Raw genomic sequence first — 17,374 nt, 5'->3', positions numbered from 1 at the left:
CCTTGAAACCTTCTCTGGAACTGCCTTCGGCGGGGTCCGGTGCACTGTGCGCGCGGACGGTTACCGCTCGAGAGGCGACGGCCCCTCTGGCCGCTCTGGTTCCCGATTTTTCCTGCGTTTCTGCTCCGGAGAAATTTCCCGTAGCAAAGCAGTAATATATCAGCCCGGGCAGGGGGCAGCAAATGCCGGAAATCGTGCAGAGTCCGCATGTTCGGGCAGTTGGGCGGGAATCGGCCCGATGCCGTTGCTCCCAGGTTGCTGCGTTCCCGGCATGGAATACGCCCGGGAAGGTTAGTATGATCCGCTCCATGTCCCAGACATCAACCAGCCCCGGCGGTCCCCGCCACGTCACCGTCTCCGCCGAGGAGGCAGGGCAGCGCATCGACAATTTCCTGGCCGCTCGCCTCAAGGGCGTTCCGCGTTCCCGGCTCTACCGCATCCTGCGCAAGGGCGAGGTGCGCGTGAACAAGGGGCGGACCCAGCCGCGCTACCGCCTGCGTGACGGCGACGTGGTCCGGATCCCGCCGGTCCGCCAGGGCGAGGAGAATGCCGCCCCGGCGCCTACCGAGGGGGTGCAGCAACGGCTTACCGACGCCATCCTCCAGGAGGAGAAGAACTACCTGGTGCTGAACAAGCCGGCGGGGTTGCCGGTCCATGGCGGCAGCGGGGTCGACTACGGCGTTATCGAGGCGCTGCGCGCCGCACGCCCGGAGGCGCCCTTCCTGGAGCTGGTCCATCGCCTGGACCGGGAGACCTCCGGCTGTCTGCTCATCGCCAAGCGGCGCAGCTGGCTGCGCGCCCTCAACGACCTGCTGAGCCGGGGCGAGTTCGACAAGCGCTACTTCGCCCTGGTACGCGGTGACTGGGACGGCGGCCTGGTGGAGGCGCCGCTGCGCCGGGATGTGCGCCGGGGCGGGGAGCGGGTGGTGGAGGTCCGTCCCGACGGCCGCGAGGCGCGCACGCGCTTCACGCCGGTGGCGCGCTTCGGCGACGCGACGCTGATGGACGTGATCCTCTATACCGGCCGGACCCACCAGGTTCGCGTCCACGCCGCCCATGCAGGCCATCCGCTGGCCGGGGACGAGCGCTACGGCGACGAGGGCTTCAATCGACGCATGCGCGAGCTGGGACTGCGGCGACTGTTTCTCCACGCCCACCACCTCGGCGTCACGCTGCCCGATGAGACGGAACTCTCGGTGAGCGCGCCGCTGGAGCCGGGACTGCAGGCGCTCATCGACCGACTGGAGGCCCAGCATGGCTGAGCGGCGGCTGATGATCTTCGACTGGGACGGTACCCTCATGGACTCCGAGGCGCGCATCGTTGCCGCCATGCAGGGGGCCTGCCGCGATCTCGGCCTGGAAGTCCCGGATCGCGAGCGCGCCTGCGACGTCATCGGGCTGGGTCTGGCCGAGGCACTCCACCGGCTGGTTCCGGACCTGCCGGATCACCGCCACGCCGAGATGGCGAAGCGCTATCGCTACTACTACCTGGAGGCCGACCCGACGCCGACGCCGCTCTTCCCCGGGGCGATGGAGCTGCTGGAGGGGCTGGAGGCCGCCGGCCATCTGCTGGCCGTGGCCACCGGCAAGGGCAAGGCCGGCCTGGAACAGGCCCTGGCCGAATCCGGCCTCGTCGGTCGCTTCCACGCCACCCGTACGGCGGAGGAGACCCGCTCCAAGCCGCATCCCCAGATGCTGGAAGAGCTGCTGGACTTTACCGGCTGCGAACCCCACGAGGCGGTGATGGTCGGAGATACGGAGTACGACCTCCTCATGGCCCGCAACGCCGGCATGCCGGCGGTGGGTGTGACCTGGGGCGTACACTGGCCGGAAAGGCTGCGGGAGACTGGGCCCGAGGCCCTGGTCTCGACGATGGATGAACTGGCGCGCTGGCTCCACGGCGGCGGGCAACGGGAGGATGAATCGGCATGAGCGACGGGAACCCGCAGGGCGATGGGAACGGGCAGGGCGGCCAGTGGGAGCGCGACGTCCTCAATCGCCTGGCCTTCGCCAGCCTCAATGAGCAGCGCCGCGCCCGGCGCTGGGGGATCTTCTTCAAGGCGCTGATCCTCGCCTACCTCATCGCAGTGCTCTACCTGCTCATCCCCACGGATATGGACGCGCCGGCCACCGGCGGCCCGCATACCGCCGTGGTGGATGTCCCCGGCGTCATCTCCGCTGACAGCCGCGCCAGCGCCGATATCGTCACCCGCGGGGTGGAGGCGGCGCTGGAGGACCCGCAGACCGAGGGCGTGATCCTGCGGATCAACTCCCCCGGCGGCAGCCCGGTCCAGGCCGGTTACCTGTTCGATGACATCCAGCGCCTGCGCAAGGAGCACGAGGAGACGCCGATCCATGCGGTGATCACCGACATCGGCGCCTCCGGCGGCTACTACGTCGCCGCCGCCGCGGAGAAGGTCTACGCCAACCGCTCCTCCATCGTCGGCTCCATCGGCGTGACCATGAGCTCCTTCAGCCCGTCCAGCTTCGGCTTCGACGAGGTCATCGAGCGCCTGGGCATCGAGCGCCGCCTGCTCACGGCCGGGGAGCACAAGGATCTCCTGGATCCCTTCCAGCCCCTGCCGGAGGCCGATGCGGCCCACATGCAGGCGGTGCTCGACCGGATGCACCAGCAGTTCATCACCGCCGTGAAGGAGGGCCGGGGCGATCGGCTGAAGACCGGGGGCGAGACGCCGCTCTTCTCCGGCCTGGTCTGGACCGGCGAGCGCGGCGTGGAACTGGGGCTGGTGGATGGTCTGGCCTCGCCGGCCGAGGTCGCCCGGGAGGAGATCGGGGCGGAGACCATGGTCGACTTCACCCCGCGCGAGCGCTACCTGGACCGCCTCATGGACCGCTTCGGCGCCGCCCTGGGCCGCGGGATCGCCCAGGTCCTGGGGCCGGATACGCCGGTCCTGCGCTGAGGGATGGGGCACGTCGTTCCCGCGCAGGCGGGAACCTCGATAACCTGGCCACCGGGGCTCGAACTGCCTCCTAGGGCCTGTTCTCGGGGTTCCGGACTGGCGCTGGCGCGCCATCTGGAACGACGGGGGTTGTATTACCGGAACGACGGGGGTGGGTCAGGGCAGGGTCTCGCCCGCCGCCTCCAGCATCCGTACCAGCCGGATGAGGGGGAGCCCGACCAGGGCGGCGGGGTCTTCCCCCTCGATGGCGTCGAAGAGCACCACCCCCAATCCCTCCGACTTGAAGCCGCCGGCGCAGTCCACCGGATTCTCGGCAGCCACGTAGCGCTCGATCATCGCGTCATCCAGCTCCCGGAAGCGGACCCGGGTGTGCTCCACCGCCACCTGTGCCTCGCCGGTGGCCGCGTCCACCAGCGCCAGGCCGGTATGGAAGGTGACCGTGCGTCCGGAGGCGCCGCGTAGCTGCTCCCGGGCGGTGGCGGCATCCCCCGGCTTGCCCAGGATGGTGCCGTCGCGCTCGCTGACCTGGTCGGAGCCGATGGCCAGCCCTGTTGGCCGCCCCTCGGCCACCGCCCGCGCCTTGGACTCCGCCAGGCGGACTACGAGTTCGTCGGCGCTCTCGCCGGGGCGGGGGGACTCGTCGATGTCCGGCGAGGCGACCTCGAAGTCCCGTCCCAGGCGGCCCAGCAGCTCCCGGCGGTAGGGGGAGCCGGAGGCCAGGATCCAGTCGCTCAATTCCCGATCCGGGCCGCCTGCTCGGCGGCGTTACCGATGTAGGTGGCGGGGGTCAGGGCCTTGAGCCGCTCCTTGGCATCGTCCGGGATGGGCAGGTCCTCGACGAAGGCGCGCACCCCCTCGGCGTCGATGGCGTGGCCCCGGGTGAGCTCCTTGAGCCGCTCGTAGGGCTGGTCCACGCCGTGGCGGCGCATGACCGTCTGGATGGCCTCGGCCAGTACTTCCCAGCTGCCGTCCAGGTCCTCGGCCAGCCGCTCCCGGTTCGCCTCCAGCTTGCCCAGCCCCTTGAGGGCGGAGCGGTAGGCGATGACCGAGTGGGCCACGCCCGTCCCCAGATTGCGTAGGGCGGTGGAGTCGGTGAGGTCGCGCTGGAAGCGGGAAATGGGGAGCTTGCGCGCCAGGTGGCCGAAGATGGCGTCCGCCATGCCCAGGTTGCCCTCGGCGTTCTCGAAGTCGATGGGGTTCACCTTGTGCGGCATGGTGGACGAGCCCACCTCACCGGCCACCGTGCGTTGCCGGAAGTAGCCCCAGGAGATGTAGCCCCAGATGTCCCGGCAGAGGTCGGTGAGGACGGTATTGAACCGGGTGGTGGCGTCGAACAGCTCGGCGATCCAGTCGTGGGGCTCGATCTGGGTGGTGTAGGGATTCCAGTCCAGCCCCAGGTCGCGGACGAAGCTGCGCGCCAGGCCCGGCCAGTCCACCTCGGGGTAGGCGGCGTAGTGGGCGTTGTAGTTGCCCACGGCGCCGTTGATCTTGCCCAGGATGGGGACCATCACCACCTGTTCGCGCTGCCGGCGCAGCCGGAAGGCGACGTTGGCCATCTCCTTGCCCAGGGTGGTGGGGGAGGCCGGCTGGCCGTGGGTGCGCGCGAGCATGGGGACGGTGGCCAGCTCGTCGGCGAGCTGGCTGACCCGGTCGATGAGCTCGTCCATGGCCGGCAGCAGGGCCTGGGTCCGCGCCTCGCGCAGCATCAGTGCCCAGGCGAGGTTGTTGATGTCCTCGGAGGTGCAGGCGAAGTGGATGAACTCGCTCACCGCCTCCAGCTCGGCGTTACCGGCGATGCGCTCCTTGAGGTAGTACTCCACCGCCTTGACGTCGTGGTTGGTGGTGGCCTCGATGGCCTTGACCCGTTCGGCGGCGGCCTCGTCGAAGCCGTCAACGATGGCGTCCAGGAGCTGGCGCGCCTCGTCGGAAAAGGCGGGGACCTCCGGGATGCCGGAGCGGTCGGCCAGCATCTGCAGCCAGCGCACCTCCACCACAACCCGGTGGCGGATGAGGCCGTATTCGCTGAAGACCGGCCGCAGCTCCTCCGTCCGGCCGCCGTAGCGGCCGTCGATGGGGGAGATGGCGGTGAGGTTGGAGAGTTCCATATCGCCTCCTCAGGCGGCCAGCTGGCGCAGGACGTAGGGGAGGATCCCGCCGTGGCGGTAGTACTCCACCTCCTGCGGGGTGTCGATGCGGACCCGGGCGGTGAAGGTGGTCTCGCCGCCGTCGGCCGTGGTGGCGGTGACCGTCACCTGGTCGGCGGAGCCGTCCCCCAGACCGGCGAGGGCGAAGGTCTCGGTGCCGTCCAGGCCCAGGGAGTCGGCGGTGTCACCGTCCCGGAACTGCAACGGCAGGATCCCCATGCCCACGAGGTTGGAGCGGTGGATGCGCTCGTAGCTCTCGGCGATGACAGCGCGCACCCCCAGCAGGCGCGGCCCCTTGGCCGCCCAGTCACGGGAGGAGCCGGAGCCGTACTCCTTGCCGGCCAGGACCACCAGCGGGGTCCCCTCCTCGGCGTAGCGCATGGCCGCATCATAGATGGGCATGACCTTGCCGCTGGGCTGATGGGCGGTCCAGCCGCCCTCGGTATCCGGCGCCAGTCGGTTGCGGAAGCGGGGGTTGGCGAAGGTCCCGCGCATCATGACCTCGTGGTTGCCGCGCCGGGCGCCGTAGGAGTTGAACTCCGCCGGCTCCACGCCGTTCTCCCGCAGATAGTGGCCCGCGGGGCTGTCCGCGGCGATGCTGCCGGCCGGGGAGATGTGGTCGGTGGTCACGGAATCGCCCACTACGGCCAGAGCGCGGGCCCCGGTGATGTCGCCCACCGGTTCTGGCTCCGGCTGGATCCCCTCGAAGAAGGGCGGGCGGCGGATGTAGGTGGAGTCCTCGGCCCAGTCGTAGAGGCGGCCGCCGGGGGCGGTGAGGGCCTCCCAGCGCTCGCCGCCGGCGAAGACGTCGGCGTAGGCCTGCTCGAAGGCGTCCGCGCGGACGTGATCGCGGACCAGCGCCTGGATCTCCGCCTGACTCGGCCAGATATCCCGCAGGTAGACGGCATTGCCGTCGGCATCGGTGCCCAGCGCATCGTTGTAGGGGTCGATGTCCATGCGGCCGGCCAGGGCGTAGGCCACGACCAGCGGCGGCGAGGCGAGGTAGTTCATCCGCACCTCGGAATGGATGCGGCCCTCGAAGTTGCGGTTGCCCGAGAGGATGGAGCAGACCACCAGGTCGTCCTCGCGGATGGCGTGGCTGATGGACTCGTCCAGCGGGCCGGAGTTGCCGATGCAGGTGGTGCAGCCGTAGCCCACCACGTCGAAGCCCAGCCCCTCCAGGTCGTCCAGCAGGCCGGCGTGCTCCAGGTAGTCGGTGACCACGCGGGACCCCGGGCCCAGGGAGGTCTTCACCCACGGCTTGACCTGCAGGCCGCGTTCCAGCGCCTTCTTGGCCAGCAGGCCGGCGCCGAGCATCACCGAGGGGTTGGAGGTGTTGGTGCAGGAGGTGATGGCGGCGATGACCACCATGCCGTCATCCAGGTAGAAGCTCTCGCCGTTGCGCTCCACGCGGACCTTGCCGCGGTGGTCCCCCTGGTGCTCCACCCCGGGGGCGGTGTGGCCGCCCTCGGCGGCGAAACGCTCGGTCTCGCGGTCCTCGCGCGGGACCATGCCGCGCTCGGAGAGGATGCCGTCCAGCGACTCGCGGATGGGGCGCCGCGCCTGGGACAGCGCGATCCGGTCCTGGGGGCGGCGGGGGCCGGCGAGGCTGGGCTCGATAGTGGCCAGATCCAGCTCCACCACGCTGGTGTAGGCGGCCTCGGGGGCGCCGCTCTCGCGGAAGAGCCCCTGGGCGCGGGCGTAGGCCTCCACCCGGGCGACCTGATCCTCGCTGCGGCCGGTGAGCCGCAGATAGTCCAGGGTGGCGGTGTCCACCGGGAAGATCCCGCAGGTGGCGCCGTACTCGGGGGCCATGTTGGCGATAGTGGCGCGGTCGGCGATGGGGAGCTCGTCCAGCCCGTCGCCGAAGAACTCCACGAACTTGCCCACCACGCCGTGGGCGCGCAGCTGCTCGACGATGGTGAGGACCAGGTCGGTGGCGGTGGCCCCCTCGGGGAGCTGGCCGGTGAGGCGGAAGCCGACCACCTGCGGGACCAGCATGGAGATGGGCTGGCCGAGCATGGCCGCCTCTGCCTCGATACCGCCCACGCCCCAGCCGAGGACACCCAGGCCGTTGATCATGGGGGTGTGGGAGTCGGTCCCCACCAGGGTGTCCGGCCAGGCCCACTGGGCGCCGTCCGGGCCCTCGGCGCCGAAGACCACGCGGCCCAGGTGCTCCAGGTTGATCTGGTGGACGATGCCCTTGCCCGGCGGCACCGCCTTGAAGTTGGCGAAGGAGCCCTGGCCCCACTTGAGGAAGGTATAGCGCTCGCGGTTGCGCTGATACTCCAGCGCCTCGTTGAGGCCGTAGGCCTCGCCGTTGCCGTAGTGGTCCACCTGGACCGAGTGGTCGATGACCAGCTCCGCCGGCTGCAGCGGATTGATGTGCTCCGGGTCGCCGCCGAGCTCGGCCATGGCATCGCGCATGGCGGCCAGATCCACCACCGCCGGGACGCCGGTGAAGTCCTGCATGAGCACGCGCGCCGGGCGGAAGGCGATCTCGTGGGCCGGCTCGGCCTGCGGATCCCAGTTGGCGAGCCGCTGGATGTCCTCCGCGGTGACGGTACGCCCGTCCTCGTGGCGCAGGAGGTTCTCCAGCAGGATCTTCAGGGAGTAGGGTAGGCGCTCGCTGCCGGGCACGGCGTCCAGGCGGACATAGCGGTACCGGTTGCCACCCGCTTCGAGCTCGGCGCGGGCCTGGAAGCTGTCGGTCATGGGGCCTCCTCGTGGGCAAAGGGGCGCGGAGACCAGGGGTGGTGGCCGCGCCGGGGGCTGTTCGGATGGGGCGCAGTATACCGGGCCCGGGCGGGCGCGGGGAAGCGGACTAGCCGGCCCGGGAGGGTTGGTCGGCGGATCCGGTCGGCGGCGAACCGGGGCGGCCGATGTGGAAGCCCTGGGCGTAATCGATGCCGAGGCCGCGGACCACCTCCAGGACCTCGGTGCTGTGGACGAATTCGGCCACCGTCTCGATCCCCAGGCGGTGGGCGAAGCTGCGGATGGTGTCCACCACTACCCGGGCCGCCGGCTCCCGGTCGAGTTCGCGGATGAGGCTGGCGTCGATCTTCAGTAGGTCGACCTCGAGCTTGGTGATGTACTCGAAGTTGGCGAAGCCGGCCCCGAAATCGTCGATGGCGAAGCGGCAGCCCAGGGCCCGGGCGCGCTCCATGAAGCGGGCGAAACGCTCCGGCTCGCTCAGCCCCTCGGACTCCAGGATCTCGAAGACCACCCGGTCGCCGGTGCCGGTCCGCTCCACCGTGCCGAGGATGGCCTCCACCGTGGCCTCGTCCAGGATATCGCTCATGGAGAGGTTCAGGCTGAAGTGTTCCGGGCGGTGGGCGAAGTCGCGGCAGGCACGGTCGACCATGGCCAGCGTGATCCGGGGATAGAGTCGCGTGGTGTGGGCCGCTGGCAGGAACTCGCCGGGGAGGATTACCCGACCATCGGCGGTATGCAGCCGGGCCAGGCACTCGAAGTGGGTGATATGGCCGCTGCCGAGGTCGAGGATGGGCTGGTAGGCCGGTTCCACGCGGCCGGCATCCAGCGCCTCGCGCAGGACCTGCACGCGCCGGATATTCTCGCCGTACTCCCGGTGGGTCTCCAGCCCCTCGCTGTAGGGGAGCCAGTCCAGGTGGCGCGAGCGAGCGGTCTTGAGCGCCAGGTCCGCCGCGGTAAAGGGTTCCACCAGCCCCTGATCGCCACTGACTACGCCGGCGGTGACGCCCAGGATGACCCCGACATCGGTATCGCCGCTGAAGGACGTGGCGCGGACGGCATCCACCAATCGTGCCGCCAGTCGTTCCGGGGGCGGATGGTTGCCGCAGCCGGCGTAGAGGAGGGCGTATTCATCGGCCCCGACGCGGTAGAGGGGGCCGATCCCGTCCGGCAGGCTGGCGCTCAGGCGTGCGGCTACCTCGCGGAGGATGGCATCCCCCGTGGCATGGCCGAAGAAGTCGTTGATCTCCCGGAAGTTGTCGATGTTCAACAGGAGCAGGACGGGGTCGCTGGTCCGCTCCAGGTCGGCCAGCAGGCGGGCGCGATTGGGCAGGCCGGTGAGGTCGTCGATGTAGAGCTGATGGCGCAGCGCCACCGAGGCCTCCTGCAGCCGCTCCCGGGCCTGTTCCAGGGCGGTGATGTCCGTGAGGCTGACGACGTAGGCCCCCTCTTCGGCGGAGGGGAGGGCCCGCGCATTGACGTCGAAGACCCAGCGGCGGTCCTGGCGGCGCAGCACCGCCTTGTGGACCCGGTCCGGCTGGTCGGCGCATCGCTGGACCCAGTCGGGATCACCGGGGGCGAGGACCGTAGGGTCCTCCTCCTCTTCGAAGAGCCGGCTGATACAGCCGTGATCGGCCCCGAAGGCCTCCAGATCGCCGTACTCCGGGAAGAGCTGGAAGAAGGCGGCATTCACCTCGGTCGGTTGGCTGCCGTCGGTGAGGAGGATGATCTCGGGCAGGGCATCCAGCAGGTTCCGCTGCAGGGCCTGCTGGCGTTCCAGGTTGCGGGTGCGGGCGGCGACCTGCCCTTCCAGGTTGGTGTTCAACTGTTCCAGTCTGCGTTCGCGATCGTCGAGCAGCGCCACCATGGCGCGAGTCTCGCGCTGCATCTCCCGGCTCCGGGCCATGAGCAGGCCGAAGAGGCTGCCCACCAGCGCTGGGATGAGATAGATCGAGGGGGTGATATCGGGGAGCGGGACGTGCTGTACGAACAGGTGCTGGACAACGGCGAAGGTGACCACGACGAGGGCCGAGGGCACCATCCAGACGAGATAGTGGGTCAGGCGCTTGCGTCCGTGCAGCCGGGGTATACGGTCTTCGACGTCGGCTCGGCCCATGGTTCCCGCCGGTTGGATAGTGGAGGCCATCCTATGCCGGCCACCGGACCGCTACAAGTGCCCGGTGGTTCATGCCGTCAGGAGGGGTCGGTCCGGCGCAGCAGTTCGCCGGCGGTGTTGATGAGCTTGCGCCGACCGAAGATGAGCCGCCAGCGGCTTCCACCCACCTGGCGCCAGAGCACGGCGCAGCGGATGGCCGCGAGCAGCAGGGCGCGGACGCGGTTGGCGCTGTCCGCCCGCTCCAGGTGGCCCTCGGAGCCGCGCACCAGGATCTGCGGGCGCAGGGGGCTGATGACCTCGGAATAGACCTCCGCCAGTGCGGCGACGGTGTTGTCGTGGGTGAGGCCGAAGGCCTCTTCCTGGCGGCGCGCCCCCTCCAGTCCTTCGCCCAGGGCATTCATGCGCGTACTGTCCTTGCTCAGCTTGCGCTCCAGGATGAGAGCGCCCAGACCGTACTGGGTAATCTGCATGTTGGCGCGCTGGCCGCCCAGCTGCTCCCCCAGGCGGCGGAGTCCGTAGGCCACGCCGTCCACACCGCCGAAGACATCGGCGGTGTCCTGCGGATCACGGACGAAGAGGGTGCCCAGGGTGGTCTTCAGCCACTGCGCATCGGCCATGCCGTTGGTGGCGATCTGGTTGACCAGTCCGGCGGCCTGGAAGACCCCGGCCAGGGCCAGGGTGCGGTCGCGATCAGTACCCTTCATGCATTGGCTCCGCTAGGGGCGCCCACGGCAATTCCGGGGGCGTCGGTGGTATCGATGGTGGCCCCGCCCAGGCAGACCTCGCCGTCGTAGAGGACGACTGCCTGGCCGGGGGTTACCGCGCGTTCCGGTTCGTCGAAATGGACGGTGAGCCGGTCGCCGTTGGCGTCGATGGTGGCCGGGCGGTCCGGTTGGCGGTAGCGGGTGCGGACGGTGCAGTGGCGCGGCAGCTCCGGCGGTTCGCCGGCGATCCAGTGCAGGCCGGAGGCGATGAGTTCCCGGCTCATGAGCCAGGGGTGGTCGCCGCCCTGGGCGACAATGAGGGCGTTTTCCCCCGGCGCCTTGCCGACCACGAACCAGGGCCGGTCGGGATAGCCGCGCACGCCCCCCAGGCCCAGCCCCTGGCGCTGGCCCAGGGTGTAGAAGGCCAGCCCCTGGTGTTCACCCACGCGGTCGCCCTCGGGGGTGACCATGGGGCCGGGCTCGGTGGCCAGGTAGCGGCTCAGGAAGGCGCGGAAGTCCTGCTCGCCGATGAAGCAGATGCCGGTGGAGTCGCGCTTGTGGGCGGTGCTCAGCCCCAGCCGCTCGGCCTCGGCGCGGACCTCGTCCTTGGTGAGTTCTCCCAGGGGGAAGCGGGCGGCGGCGAGCTGGTCCTGGTCGAGGCCGTGGAGGAAGTAGGTCTGGTCCTTGTTGGCGTCCACGGCGCGCAGGAGCTGCCAGTGGCCGTCGCGGTGGCGTCGGCGGGCGTAGTGGCCGGTGGCCACTGCCTCGGCGCCCCGGGCACGGGCGTGTTCCAGGAAGGTGCCGAACTTGATCTCGGTATTGCAGAGGATGTCGGGGTTGGGGGTCCGACCGGCCTCGTATTCGGCGAGGAAGCGGGCGAAGACGCGCTCGCGGTAATCGGCGATGAAGTCCACGGCCGAGAGGGGCAGTTCCAGCGCGCGTGCCACGGCCCGGGCGTCGGCGTAGTCCTGCTCGGCGGGGCAGGGCTCGCCGGGGGCCGGCTCCCAGTTGCGCATAAAGATCCCCTGGACATCGTGGCCGGCCGCGGCCAGCCGGGCGGCGGCGACGGAGGAGTCGACACCACCGGAGAGGCCGACCACGAGGCGCTCGTGCTCGACGGGAATCTTGTCAGCCAGGGCTTCCATGGCGGCCATTGTACGGGATGGGGGTGGTGGCGATAACGGTAGTCGGTGATACCAGGTTGGGGCTGTCGAGGTCGGAGGCTTCCTCTGGGGCGTCTTTCATCCGGCCGGGAAGGGGGTAGCCAGGGACGCGAGGACCATCCCTGGCGCTCCACGGCGGCCGTCCATGGCCGCCGAGGCCCTGGCTACCCCCTTCCCGGCCGGATGAAAGGCGCTGGGGTTGTTTCGGATGTAGACGAAGCCTTCGAGGTTCCTGGTTTCTCCCGGCCTATAGGCTGGCTTGCTCACACCTCCTGCAACACCGTCAGGGGATAGCGCTCCCCGCGTAGATAGTCCTCCAGCGTCCGGGCCACCAGGGGGCTGCGCAGGCGTCCGCTGGCCCCGGCTTCGCGGACCTCCTCGGCGGTGAGCCAGTGGGTGGCCAGGATATCGGCGTCCCGCTCTCGTCCCGCGATCTCCTCGCCCACGCTGCCGGCGAAGGTGAAGCGCATGAAGGTGGAGCCGTCCGGTGCGCCGTCCCAGCGGTAGATCCCGACCAGCGCTCCCGGTGTGAAGTCGCGCCGCGTCTCCTCGGCCACCTCCCGGATCACCGCGGCCTCCAGCGATTCCCCGGGTTCCAGGTGGCCGGCGGGCTGGTTGAGCACCCGGTTGCCCTCGGCATCGGCCTCCTCCACCAGGAGGTAGCGGCCGTCGGCCTCGATAACGGCGGCGACGGTGGTGCGGGGTTTCCAGACCATGCGAGTGCTCCGGGTGGGGATGGCTTCGATATCCTCCTAGTGTGCATGATCGGAGCGGAGTCGCGGAGGGGTATGCTCCGTGCAGATAGCCCGGGCGGGGGAAGCCTCGGTCAGGGCCTCGGCGGCCATGGATGGCCGCCGTGGAGCGCCAGGGACGGTCCTCGCGTCCCTGACCGAGGCTTCCCCCGGCCCGGGGTGTCTGCCCTTTCGGAGCCCCGGTCAGGCAGTCCCTCTTCGCAACGGGATACGGGATGATTCTCGCGTCCCTGGACGAGGAGTCCCCGGCTCCCGGGAAACCTGCCCCGAAGGGATGAGAAGGACTACGGAATGGCAGCGCCGGGAAAAGGCTCCCGGTTCCCGCACCGCGCCCGTTCCAGTAGACTTTCGCCCCGGAATTCGGCCCCAGCGCCAACGCACAGCACTCAGGAGCGACAACCGCATGGCCTTCGACAAGATCCAGCTGCCCGCCACCGGCGAGGCCATTACCGCCGACGACAACTGCAACCTCCACATCCCCGACCACCCCGTCATCCCCTACATTGAGGGCGACGGTACCGGCGTGGACATCTCCCCGGTGATGAAGCGGGTGGTGGATGCCGCGGTGGAGAAGGCCTATGGCGGCAAGCGCGCCATCAGCTGGATGGAGATCTACGCCGGCGAGAAGGCCAACCACGTCTACGGCGAGGAGATCTGGCTGCCGGCGGAGACCATGGAGGCCATCCGCACCTACAAGGTCGCCATCAAGGGGCCGCTGACCACGCCGGTGGGCGAGGGGATCCGGTCGCTCAACGTCGCCCTGCGCCAGGACCTGGACCTCTACACCTGCCTGCGCCCGGTGCGCTACTACGACGGTACCCCCAGCCCCCTCAAGGAGCCGGAGAAGACCGACATGGTCATCTTCCGGGAGAACTCCGAGGACATCTACGCCGGCATCGAGTGGCAGGCCGGCACCCCGGAGGTGAAGAAGGTCATCGACTTCCTCCAGGACGAGATGGGCGTGAACAGGATCCGCTTCCCGGAGACCTCCGGCATCGGCGTGAAGCCGGTCTCGGAGGAGGGGACCAAGCGGCTGGTGCGCAAGGCCATCCAGTACGCCATCGACCAGGACCGCCCCTCGGTGACCCTGGTGCACAAGGGCAACATCATGAAGTTCACCGAGGGCTCCTTCAAAGCCTGGGGCTACGAGCTGGCCAGGGAGGAGTTCGGCGCCATCGAGCTGGACGGCGGCCCGTGGCTGACCTTCAGGAATCCGAAGACCGGCCGGGACATCGTGGTCAAGGACGCCATCGCCGATGCCTTCCTGCAGCAGATCCTGCTGCGCCCGGAGGACTACGACGTCATCGCCACCCTGAACCTCAACGGCGACTACATCTCCGACGCCCTGGCCGCCCAGGTCGGCGGCATCGGCATCGCCCCGGGAGCCAACCTCTCCGACACCACGGCCCTGTTCGAGGCGACCCACGGCACCGCGCCCAAGTACGCCGGCCAGGACAAGGTCAACCCCGGCTCCATCATCCTCTCCGCCGAGATGATGCTGCGCCACCTGGGCTGGAACGAGGCCGCCGATCTCATCGTGGCCGGCATGGCCGGTTCCATCCGGGAAGGCGTGGTGACCTACGACTTCGCCCGCCTCATGGACCACGCCACCGAGGTGGGCAGCGCCGGCTTCGGCGAGGCCATCATCGCCCGCATGGGGGGCTGAGGCCTCGCGATTCCCGAGCCGTCAGGCCTCCGGAAGCGGCTGGATCCGGCGGGCCTGCAGGCCCTTGGGGCTCTCGTGGAGTTCGAAGGCGACGGGCTGGCCCCGGCGCAGGGTCCGGAAGCCCTCCATGTCGATGGCGCTGAAGTGGGCGAAGATATCTTCACCCCCCTGCTCGGGGCGGATGAAGCCATACCCCTTGGCATTGTTGAACCATTTCACGATTCCGGCGGGCATGGGCTGGCCTGCAGCATTGAGTGAGCCTGAACCGGCGGGCGCCGGTCCCCCTGGCAGGCTACTACCCGGCCGCCTGTCCCTTGAAAACTGGCCCAGCCGGCCCCCACCGTCAAGGGAGTGGCCGGGGATCGTACCGATTCACTGAACAGGGCCGTGCCCGGAAGGAATACCCTTTCTTTACAGTGGTTTGTGGCCCTGCTCTTGGCCGCGACAGTGTGTTGATATACTCTGCCAACAGGGTCGCGGCACAGGGTCGGAACCCGATCCTCGGCACCCCGGTCCAAAGGACATAGCGGAGACATGAGCGAAGAACGTCCGGAAGATGGCGATGAGGGCCTGGCAGTCGAGCCGGGCAGGCCGAAGCTCAAGCGGCCGCCCATGTACAAGGTCCTCATCCACAATGACGACTACACGCCCATGGACTTCGTGGTCCATATCCTGGAGAAGTTCTTCGGGATGGGACGGGAGAAGGCGACCCAGGTGATGCTCCAGGTTCATACCCGGGGCGTCGGTGTGGCGGGGGTCTATACTCGGGAGGTGGCCGAGACCAAGGTGGCTCAGGTCAACGACTACGCCCGGGAACACGATCACCCGCTCAAGTGCACGATGGAGGCGGCGTAACCGCCGGTGGACGCAGATGCTTAGTAAAGAGCTCGAATTCACGCTCAATCTCGCCTTCAAGGAGGCGCGCGACAAGCACCACGAGTTCATGACCGTGGAGCACCTGCTGCTTGCGCTGCTGGACAATCCGTCCGCGGCGGAGGTCCTGCGTGCCTGCGGTGTGGACCTGGAGCGTCTGCGCCAGGATCTTACCGAGTTCATCGATGAGACCACCCCGCTGCTACCCGAGGGCGATACCTCGGACACGCAGCCCACGCTGGGCTTTCAGCGGGTGCTGCAGCGGGCGCTGTTCCACGTCCAGGCCTCGGGGAAGAACGAGGTGACCGGCGCCAACGTGCTGGTGGCCATCTTCAACGAGCAGGAGTCCCAGGCGGTCTTCTTCCTCAACAAGCACGACGTCACCCGCTACGACGTGGTCAACTACCTCTCCCACGGCATCTCCAAAGTGGGGGACGACGAGGAGGAGGATGACAGCGACGAGGGCATGTCCGGCTCCGCCGAGGAGGACGAAGAAGGCGCCGAGGAGGGCGGGTCGCCGCTGAAGCAGTTCGCCACCAACCTCAATGACCAGGCGCGCCGGGGTCGCATCGACCCGCTCATTGGCCGCGCCAACGAGATCGAGCGGACCATCCAGATCCTCAGCCGCCGTCGCAAGAACAACCCGCTCTACGTGGGAGAGGCCGGCGTGGGCAAGACCGCACTGGCCGAGGGGTTGGCGCGCAAGATCGTCGATGGCGAGGTGCCGGAGATCCTCTCGGAGAGCACCGTCTACGCCCTGGATCTGGGCGCCCTGCTGGCCGGTACCAAGTACCGTGGCGACTTCGAGAAGCGCCTCAAGGCGGTACTGGCCCAGCTCAAGAAGGACAAGGGCTCTATCCTCTACATCGACGAGATCCACACCATTATCGGGGCCGGCGCGGCCTCCGGCGGGGTGATGGACGCCTCCAACCTGCTCAAGCCCATGCTGGCCTCGGGTGAGCTCAAGTGCATCGGCTCCACCACCTACCAGGAGTACCGCGGGATCTTCGAGAAGGATCGGGCGCTGTCCCGCCGGTTCCAGAAGATCGACGTGCCGGAGCCCACGGTGGACGAGACGGTGCAGATCCTCGAGGGTCTCAAGGGTCGCTACGAGGACCACCACAAGGTCCGCTACACCAAGCCGGCGCTGCAGGCCGCGGCCGGCCTGTCGGAGCGGTACATTACCGACCGCTTCCTCCCGGACAAGGCCATCGACGTCATCGACGAGGCCGGGGCCAACATGAACCTGCTACCGCCCTCCCGGCGCAAGAAGACCATCGGGGTCAAGGACGTGGAGGCCATCGTGGCCCGTGCCGCCCGCATCCCGCCGAAGCAGGTCTCCAAGTCGGACAAGGAGGTGCTGCGCAGCCTGGAGGAGGACCTCAAGCGGGTCATCTTCGGCCAGGACGACGCCATCGATACCTTGACCTCGGCCATCAAGATGTCCCGCTCCGGGCTGGGTCGGGAGGACCGTCCCATCGGCTCCTTCCTCTTCTCCGGCCCCACCGGGGTGGGCAAGACCGAGGTCACCCGGCAGCTGGCCAACACCCTGGGTGTGGAACTCATCCGCTTCGACATGTCCGAGTACATGGAGGCGCACACCGTCTCCCGACTCATCGGGGCTCCTCCGGGCTATGTCGGTTTCGACCAGGGCGGTCTGCTCACCGAGGCGGTGACCAAGCACCCCCACTCGGTGGTCCTGCTCGACGAGATCGAGAAGGCGCACCCGGATGTCTACAACCTGCTGCTGCAGGTGATGGATCACGGCTCGCTCACCGATAACAATGGCCGGCAGGCGGATTTCCGCAACGTCATCCTGGTGATGACCTCCAACGCCGGGGCGGAGCAGATGAACCGCCGGTCCATCGGCTTCCGGACCCAGGACCACTCCACCGACGGCAGCGAGGCCATCAACCGGACCTTCACGCCGGAGTTCCGCAATCGGCTGGATGCCATTATCCAGTTCGATGCCCTCTCCCAGGAGCAGGTCGTCAACGTGGTGGACAAGTTCGTTGCCGAACTGGAGGCGCAGCTCATGGATCGCCACGTCTCCATCGAGGTGGACGAGGCGGCTCGGGACTGGCTGGCCGAGCGGGGCTACGACCCGGCCATGGGGGCACGACCCATGAGCCGGATCATCCAGGAGCACATCAAGAAGCCGCTGGCCAACGAGCTGCTCTTCGGCGAACTCGCCAACGGCGGCCACGTGAAGGTGACCACCGACGGCGACGAGCTCGCCTTCGAGTACCAGCCGCGGGTGAGTCGGGGGAGCGAGGCCTCCGAAGAGGCCGAGCCCGCCTGAGGCGGGCGGGCGCCGCCGGGC

Annotated in this window: 14 protein-coding genes; 6 read left to right on the top strand and 8 right to left on the bottom strand. The window is 69.0% G+C overall.

The features are described 5' to 3' along the window. The first annotated feature begins 308 nt into the window (after nt 1–308). From BM272_RS02635 to BM272_RS02625, 3 genes are read left to right on the top strand one after another with little or no spacing between them, the layout of a single operon-like run. Nucleotides 309–1,262, top strand: a complete 954-nt coding sequence (locus BM272_RS02635; protein ID WP_093427447.1) for an RluA family pseudouridine synthase — start codon at nt 309–311, stop codon at nt 1,260–1,262. Continuing rightward, on the top strand, nt 1,255–1,932 hold the full coding sequence (locus BM272_RS02630; protein WP_093427180.1) for an HAD-IA family hydrolase: 678 nt from the start codon (nt 1,255–1,257) through the stop codon (nt 1,930–1,932). Before BM272_RS02635 ends, BM272_RS02630 begins: the two co-directional genes overlap by 8 nt. Then, nucleotides 1,929–2,921, top strand: a complete 993-nt coding sequence (locus tag BM272_RS02625; RefSeq protein WP_093427179.1) for a S49 family peptidase — start codon at nt 1,929–1,931, stop codon at nt 2,919–2,921. The genes BM272_RS02630 and BM272_RS02625 overlap by 4 nt, the downstream gene beginning before the upstream one ends. A 156-nt stretch (nt 2,922–3,077) precedes the next feature. Here BM272_RS02625 and BM272_RS02620 read toward each other — a convergent pair whose 3' ends face one another. The 7 genes from BM272_RS02620 to BM272_RS02590 form a co-directional block, all read right to left on the bottom strand. Next, nucleotides 3,078–3,656 (bottom strand): Maf family protein, encoded by a 579-nt coding sequence (locus BM272_RS02620; RefSeq protein ID WP_093427178.1) that lies wholly within the window; start codon nt 3,654–3,656, stop codon nt 3,078–3,080. Then, complete coding sequence (gene purB, locus BM272_RS02615) at nt 3,653–5,026, bottom strand: adenylosuccinate lyase (protein WP_093427177.1); 1,374 nt, start codon at nt 5,024–5,026, stop codon at nt 3,653–3,655. The genes BM272_RS02620 and purB overlap by 4 nt, the downstream gene beginning before the upstream one ends. Before the next feature lie 9 nt (nt 5,027–5,035). After that, the gene (gene acnA, locus BM272_RS02610) at nt 5,036–7,780 is read right to left on the bottom strand and encodes an aconitate hydratase AcnA (RefSeq protein ID WP_093427176.1); all 2,745 of its coding nucleotides are present in this window, start codon (nt 7,778–7,780) and stop codon (nt 5,036–5,038) included. Between the two features lie 109 nt (nt 7,781–7,889). Then, on the bottom strand, nt 7,890–9,893 hold the full coding sequence (locus BM272_RS02605) for a bifunctional diguanylate cyclase/phosphodiesterase (protein ID WP_159433001.1): 2,004 nt from the start codon (nt 9,891–9,893) through the stop codon (nt 7,890–7,892). Between the two features lie 77 nt (nt 9,894–9,970). Further along, a complete protein-coding gene (gene hflD, locus BM272_RS02600) occupies nt 9,971–10,597 on the bottom strand; it encodes a high frequency lysogenization protein HflD (protein ID WP_093427174.1) in 627 nt (208 codons plus the stop codon). Beyond that, nucleotides 10,594–11,742, bottom strand: coding sequence for a tRNA 2-thiouridine(34) synthase MnmA (mnmA, locus tag BM272_RS02595; RefSeq protein WP_093427173.1), 1,149 nt, complete (start codon nt 11,740–11,742; stop codon nt 10,594–10,596). Before mnmA ends, hflD begins: the two co-directional genes overlap by 4 nt. Before the next feature lie 281 nt (nt 11,743–12,023). Next, the gene (locus BM272_RS02590; RefSeq protein ID WP_093427172.1) at nt 12,024–12,476 is read right to left on the bottom strand and encodes an NUDIX hydrolase; all 453 of its coding nucleotides are present in this window, start codon (nt 12,474–12,476) and stop codon (nt 12,024–12,026) included. Between the two features lie 439 nt (nt 12,477–12,915). On the opposite strand from BM272_RS02590, the gene icd reads away from it, so the two are divergent. Further along, complete coding sequence (icd, locus tag BM272_RS02585; RefSeq protein ID WP_093427171.1) at nt 12,916–14,178, top strand: NADP-dependent isocitrate dehydrogenase; 1,263 nt, start codon at nt 12,916–12,918, stop codon at nt 14,176–14,178. Between the two features lie 21 nt (nt 14,179–14,199). Here icd and BM272_RS02580 read toward each other — a convergent pair whose 3' ends face one another. Further along, complete coding sequence (locus BM272_RS02580) at nt 14,200–14,412, bottom strand: cold-shock protein (RefSeq protein WP_093427170.1); 213 nt, start codon at nt 14,410–14,412, stop codon at nt 14,200–14,202. A 300-nt stretch (nt 14,413–14,712) separates the two neighbouring features. Between BM272_RS02580 and clpS the strand changes: the two genes are divergently transcribed. Further along, nucleotides 14,713–15,033, top strand: coding sequence for an ATP-dependent Clp protease adapter ClpS (gene clpS / locus BM272_RS02575; RefSeq protein WP_093427169.1), 321 nt, complete (start codon nt 14,713–14,715; stop codon nt 15,031–15,033). 16 nt (nt 15,034–15,049) lie between these two features. Then, entirely contained in the window at nt 15,050–17,353 is a 2,304-nt protein-coding gene (clpA, locus tag BM272_RS02570; protein WP_093427168.1) for an ATP-dependent Clp protease ATP-binding subunit ClpA, read from the top strand. Nucleotides 17,354–17,374 lie beyond the last annotated feature (21 nt).

It is taken from the genome of Thiohalospira halophila DSM 15071 (genome assembly GCF_900112605.1).
Taxonomy (GTDB): domain Bacteria; phylum Pseudomonadota; class Gammaproteobacteria; order Thiohalospirales; family Thiohalospiraceae; genus Thiohalospira; species Thiohalospira halophila.
Note: the sequence above shows the minus strand (reverse complement) of the source record. Positions and strands in the feature narration are given on the sequence as shown.

Excerpts from the sequence above, each read along its gene's own strand:
- BM272_RS02635 (WP_093427447.1), top strand. The coding sequence starts at position 309 with ATGTCCCAGACATCAACCAGCCCCGGCGGTCCCCGCCACGTCACCGTC.
- BM272_RS02630 (WP_093427180.1), top strand. The coding sequence starts at position 1,255 with ATGGCTGAGCGGCGGCTGATGATCTTCGACTGGGACGGTACCCTCATG.
- BM272_RS02625 (WP_093427179.1), top strand. The coding sequence starts at position 1,929 with ATGAGCGACGGGAACCCGCAGGGCGATGGGAACGGGCAGGGCGGCCAG.
- purB (WP_093427177.1), bottom strand. The coding sequence starts at position 5,026 with ATGGAACTCTCCAACCTCACCGCCATCTCCCCCATCGACGGCCGCTAC.
- acnA (WP_093427176.1), bottom strand. The coding sequence starts at position 7,780 with ATGACCGACAGCTTCCAGGCCCGCGCCGAGCTCGAAGCGGGTGGCAAC.
- BM272_RS02605 (WP_159433001.1), bottom strand. The coding sequence starts at position 9,893 with ATGGGCCGAGCCGACGTCGAAGACCGTATACCCCGGCTGCACGGACGC.
- hflD (WP_093427174.1), bottom strand. The coding sequence starts at position 10,597 with ATGAAGGGTACTGATCGCGACCGCACCCTGGCCCTGGCCGGGGTCTTC.
- mnmA (WP_093427173.1), bottom strand. The coding sequence starts at position 11,742 with ATGGAAGCCCTGGCTGACAAGATTCCCGTCGAGCACGAGCGCCTCGTG.
- BM272_RS02590 (WP_093427172.1), bottom strand. The coding sequence starts at position 12,476 with ATGGTCTGGAAACCCCGCACCACCGTCGCCGCCGTTATCGAGGCCGAC.
- icd (WP_093427171.1), top strand. The coding sequence starts at position 12,916 with ATGGCCTTCGACAAGATCCAGCTGCCCGCCACCGGCGAGGCCATTACC.
- BM272_RS02580 (WP_093427170.1), bottom strand. The coding sequence starts at position 14,412 with ATGCCCGCCGGAATCGTGAAATGGTTCAACAATGCCAAGGGGTATGGC.
- clpS (WP_093427169.1), top strand. The coding sequence starts at position 14,713 with ATGAGCGAAGAACGTCCGGAAGATGGCGATGAGGGCCTGGCAGTCGAG.
- clpA (WP_093427168.1), top strand. The coding sequence starts at position 15,050 with ATGCTTAGTAAAGAGCTCGAATTCACGCTCAATCTCGCCTTCAAGGAG.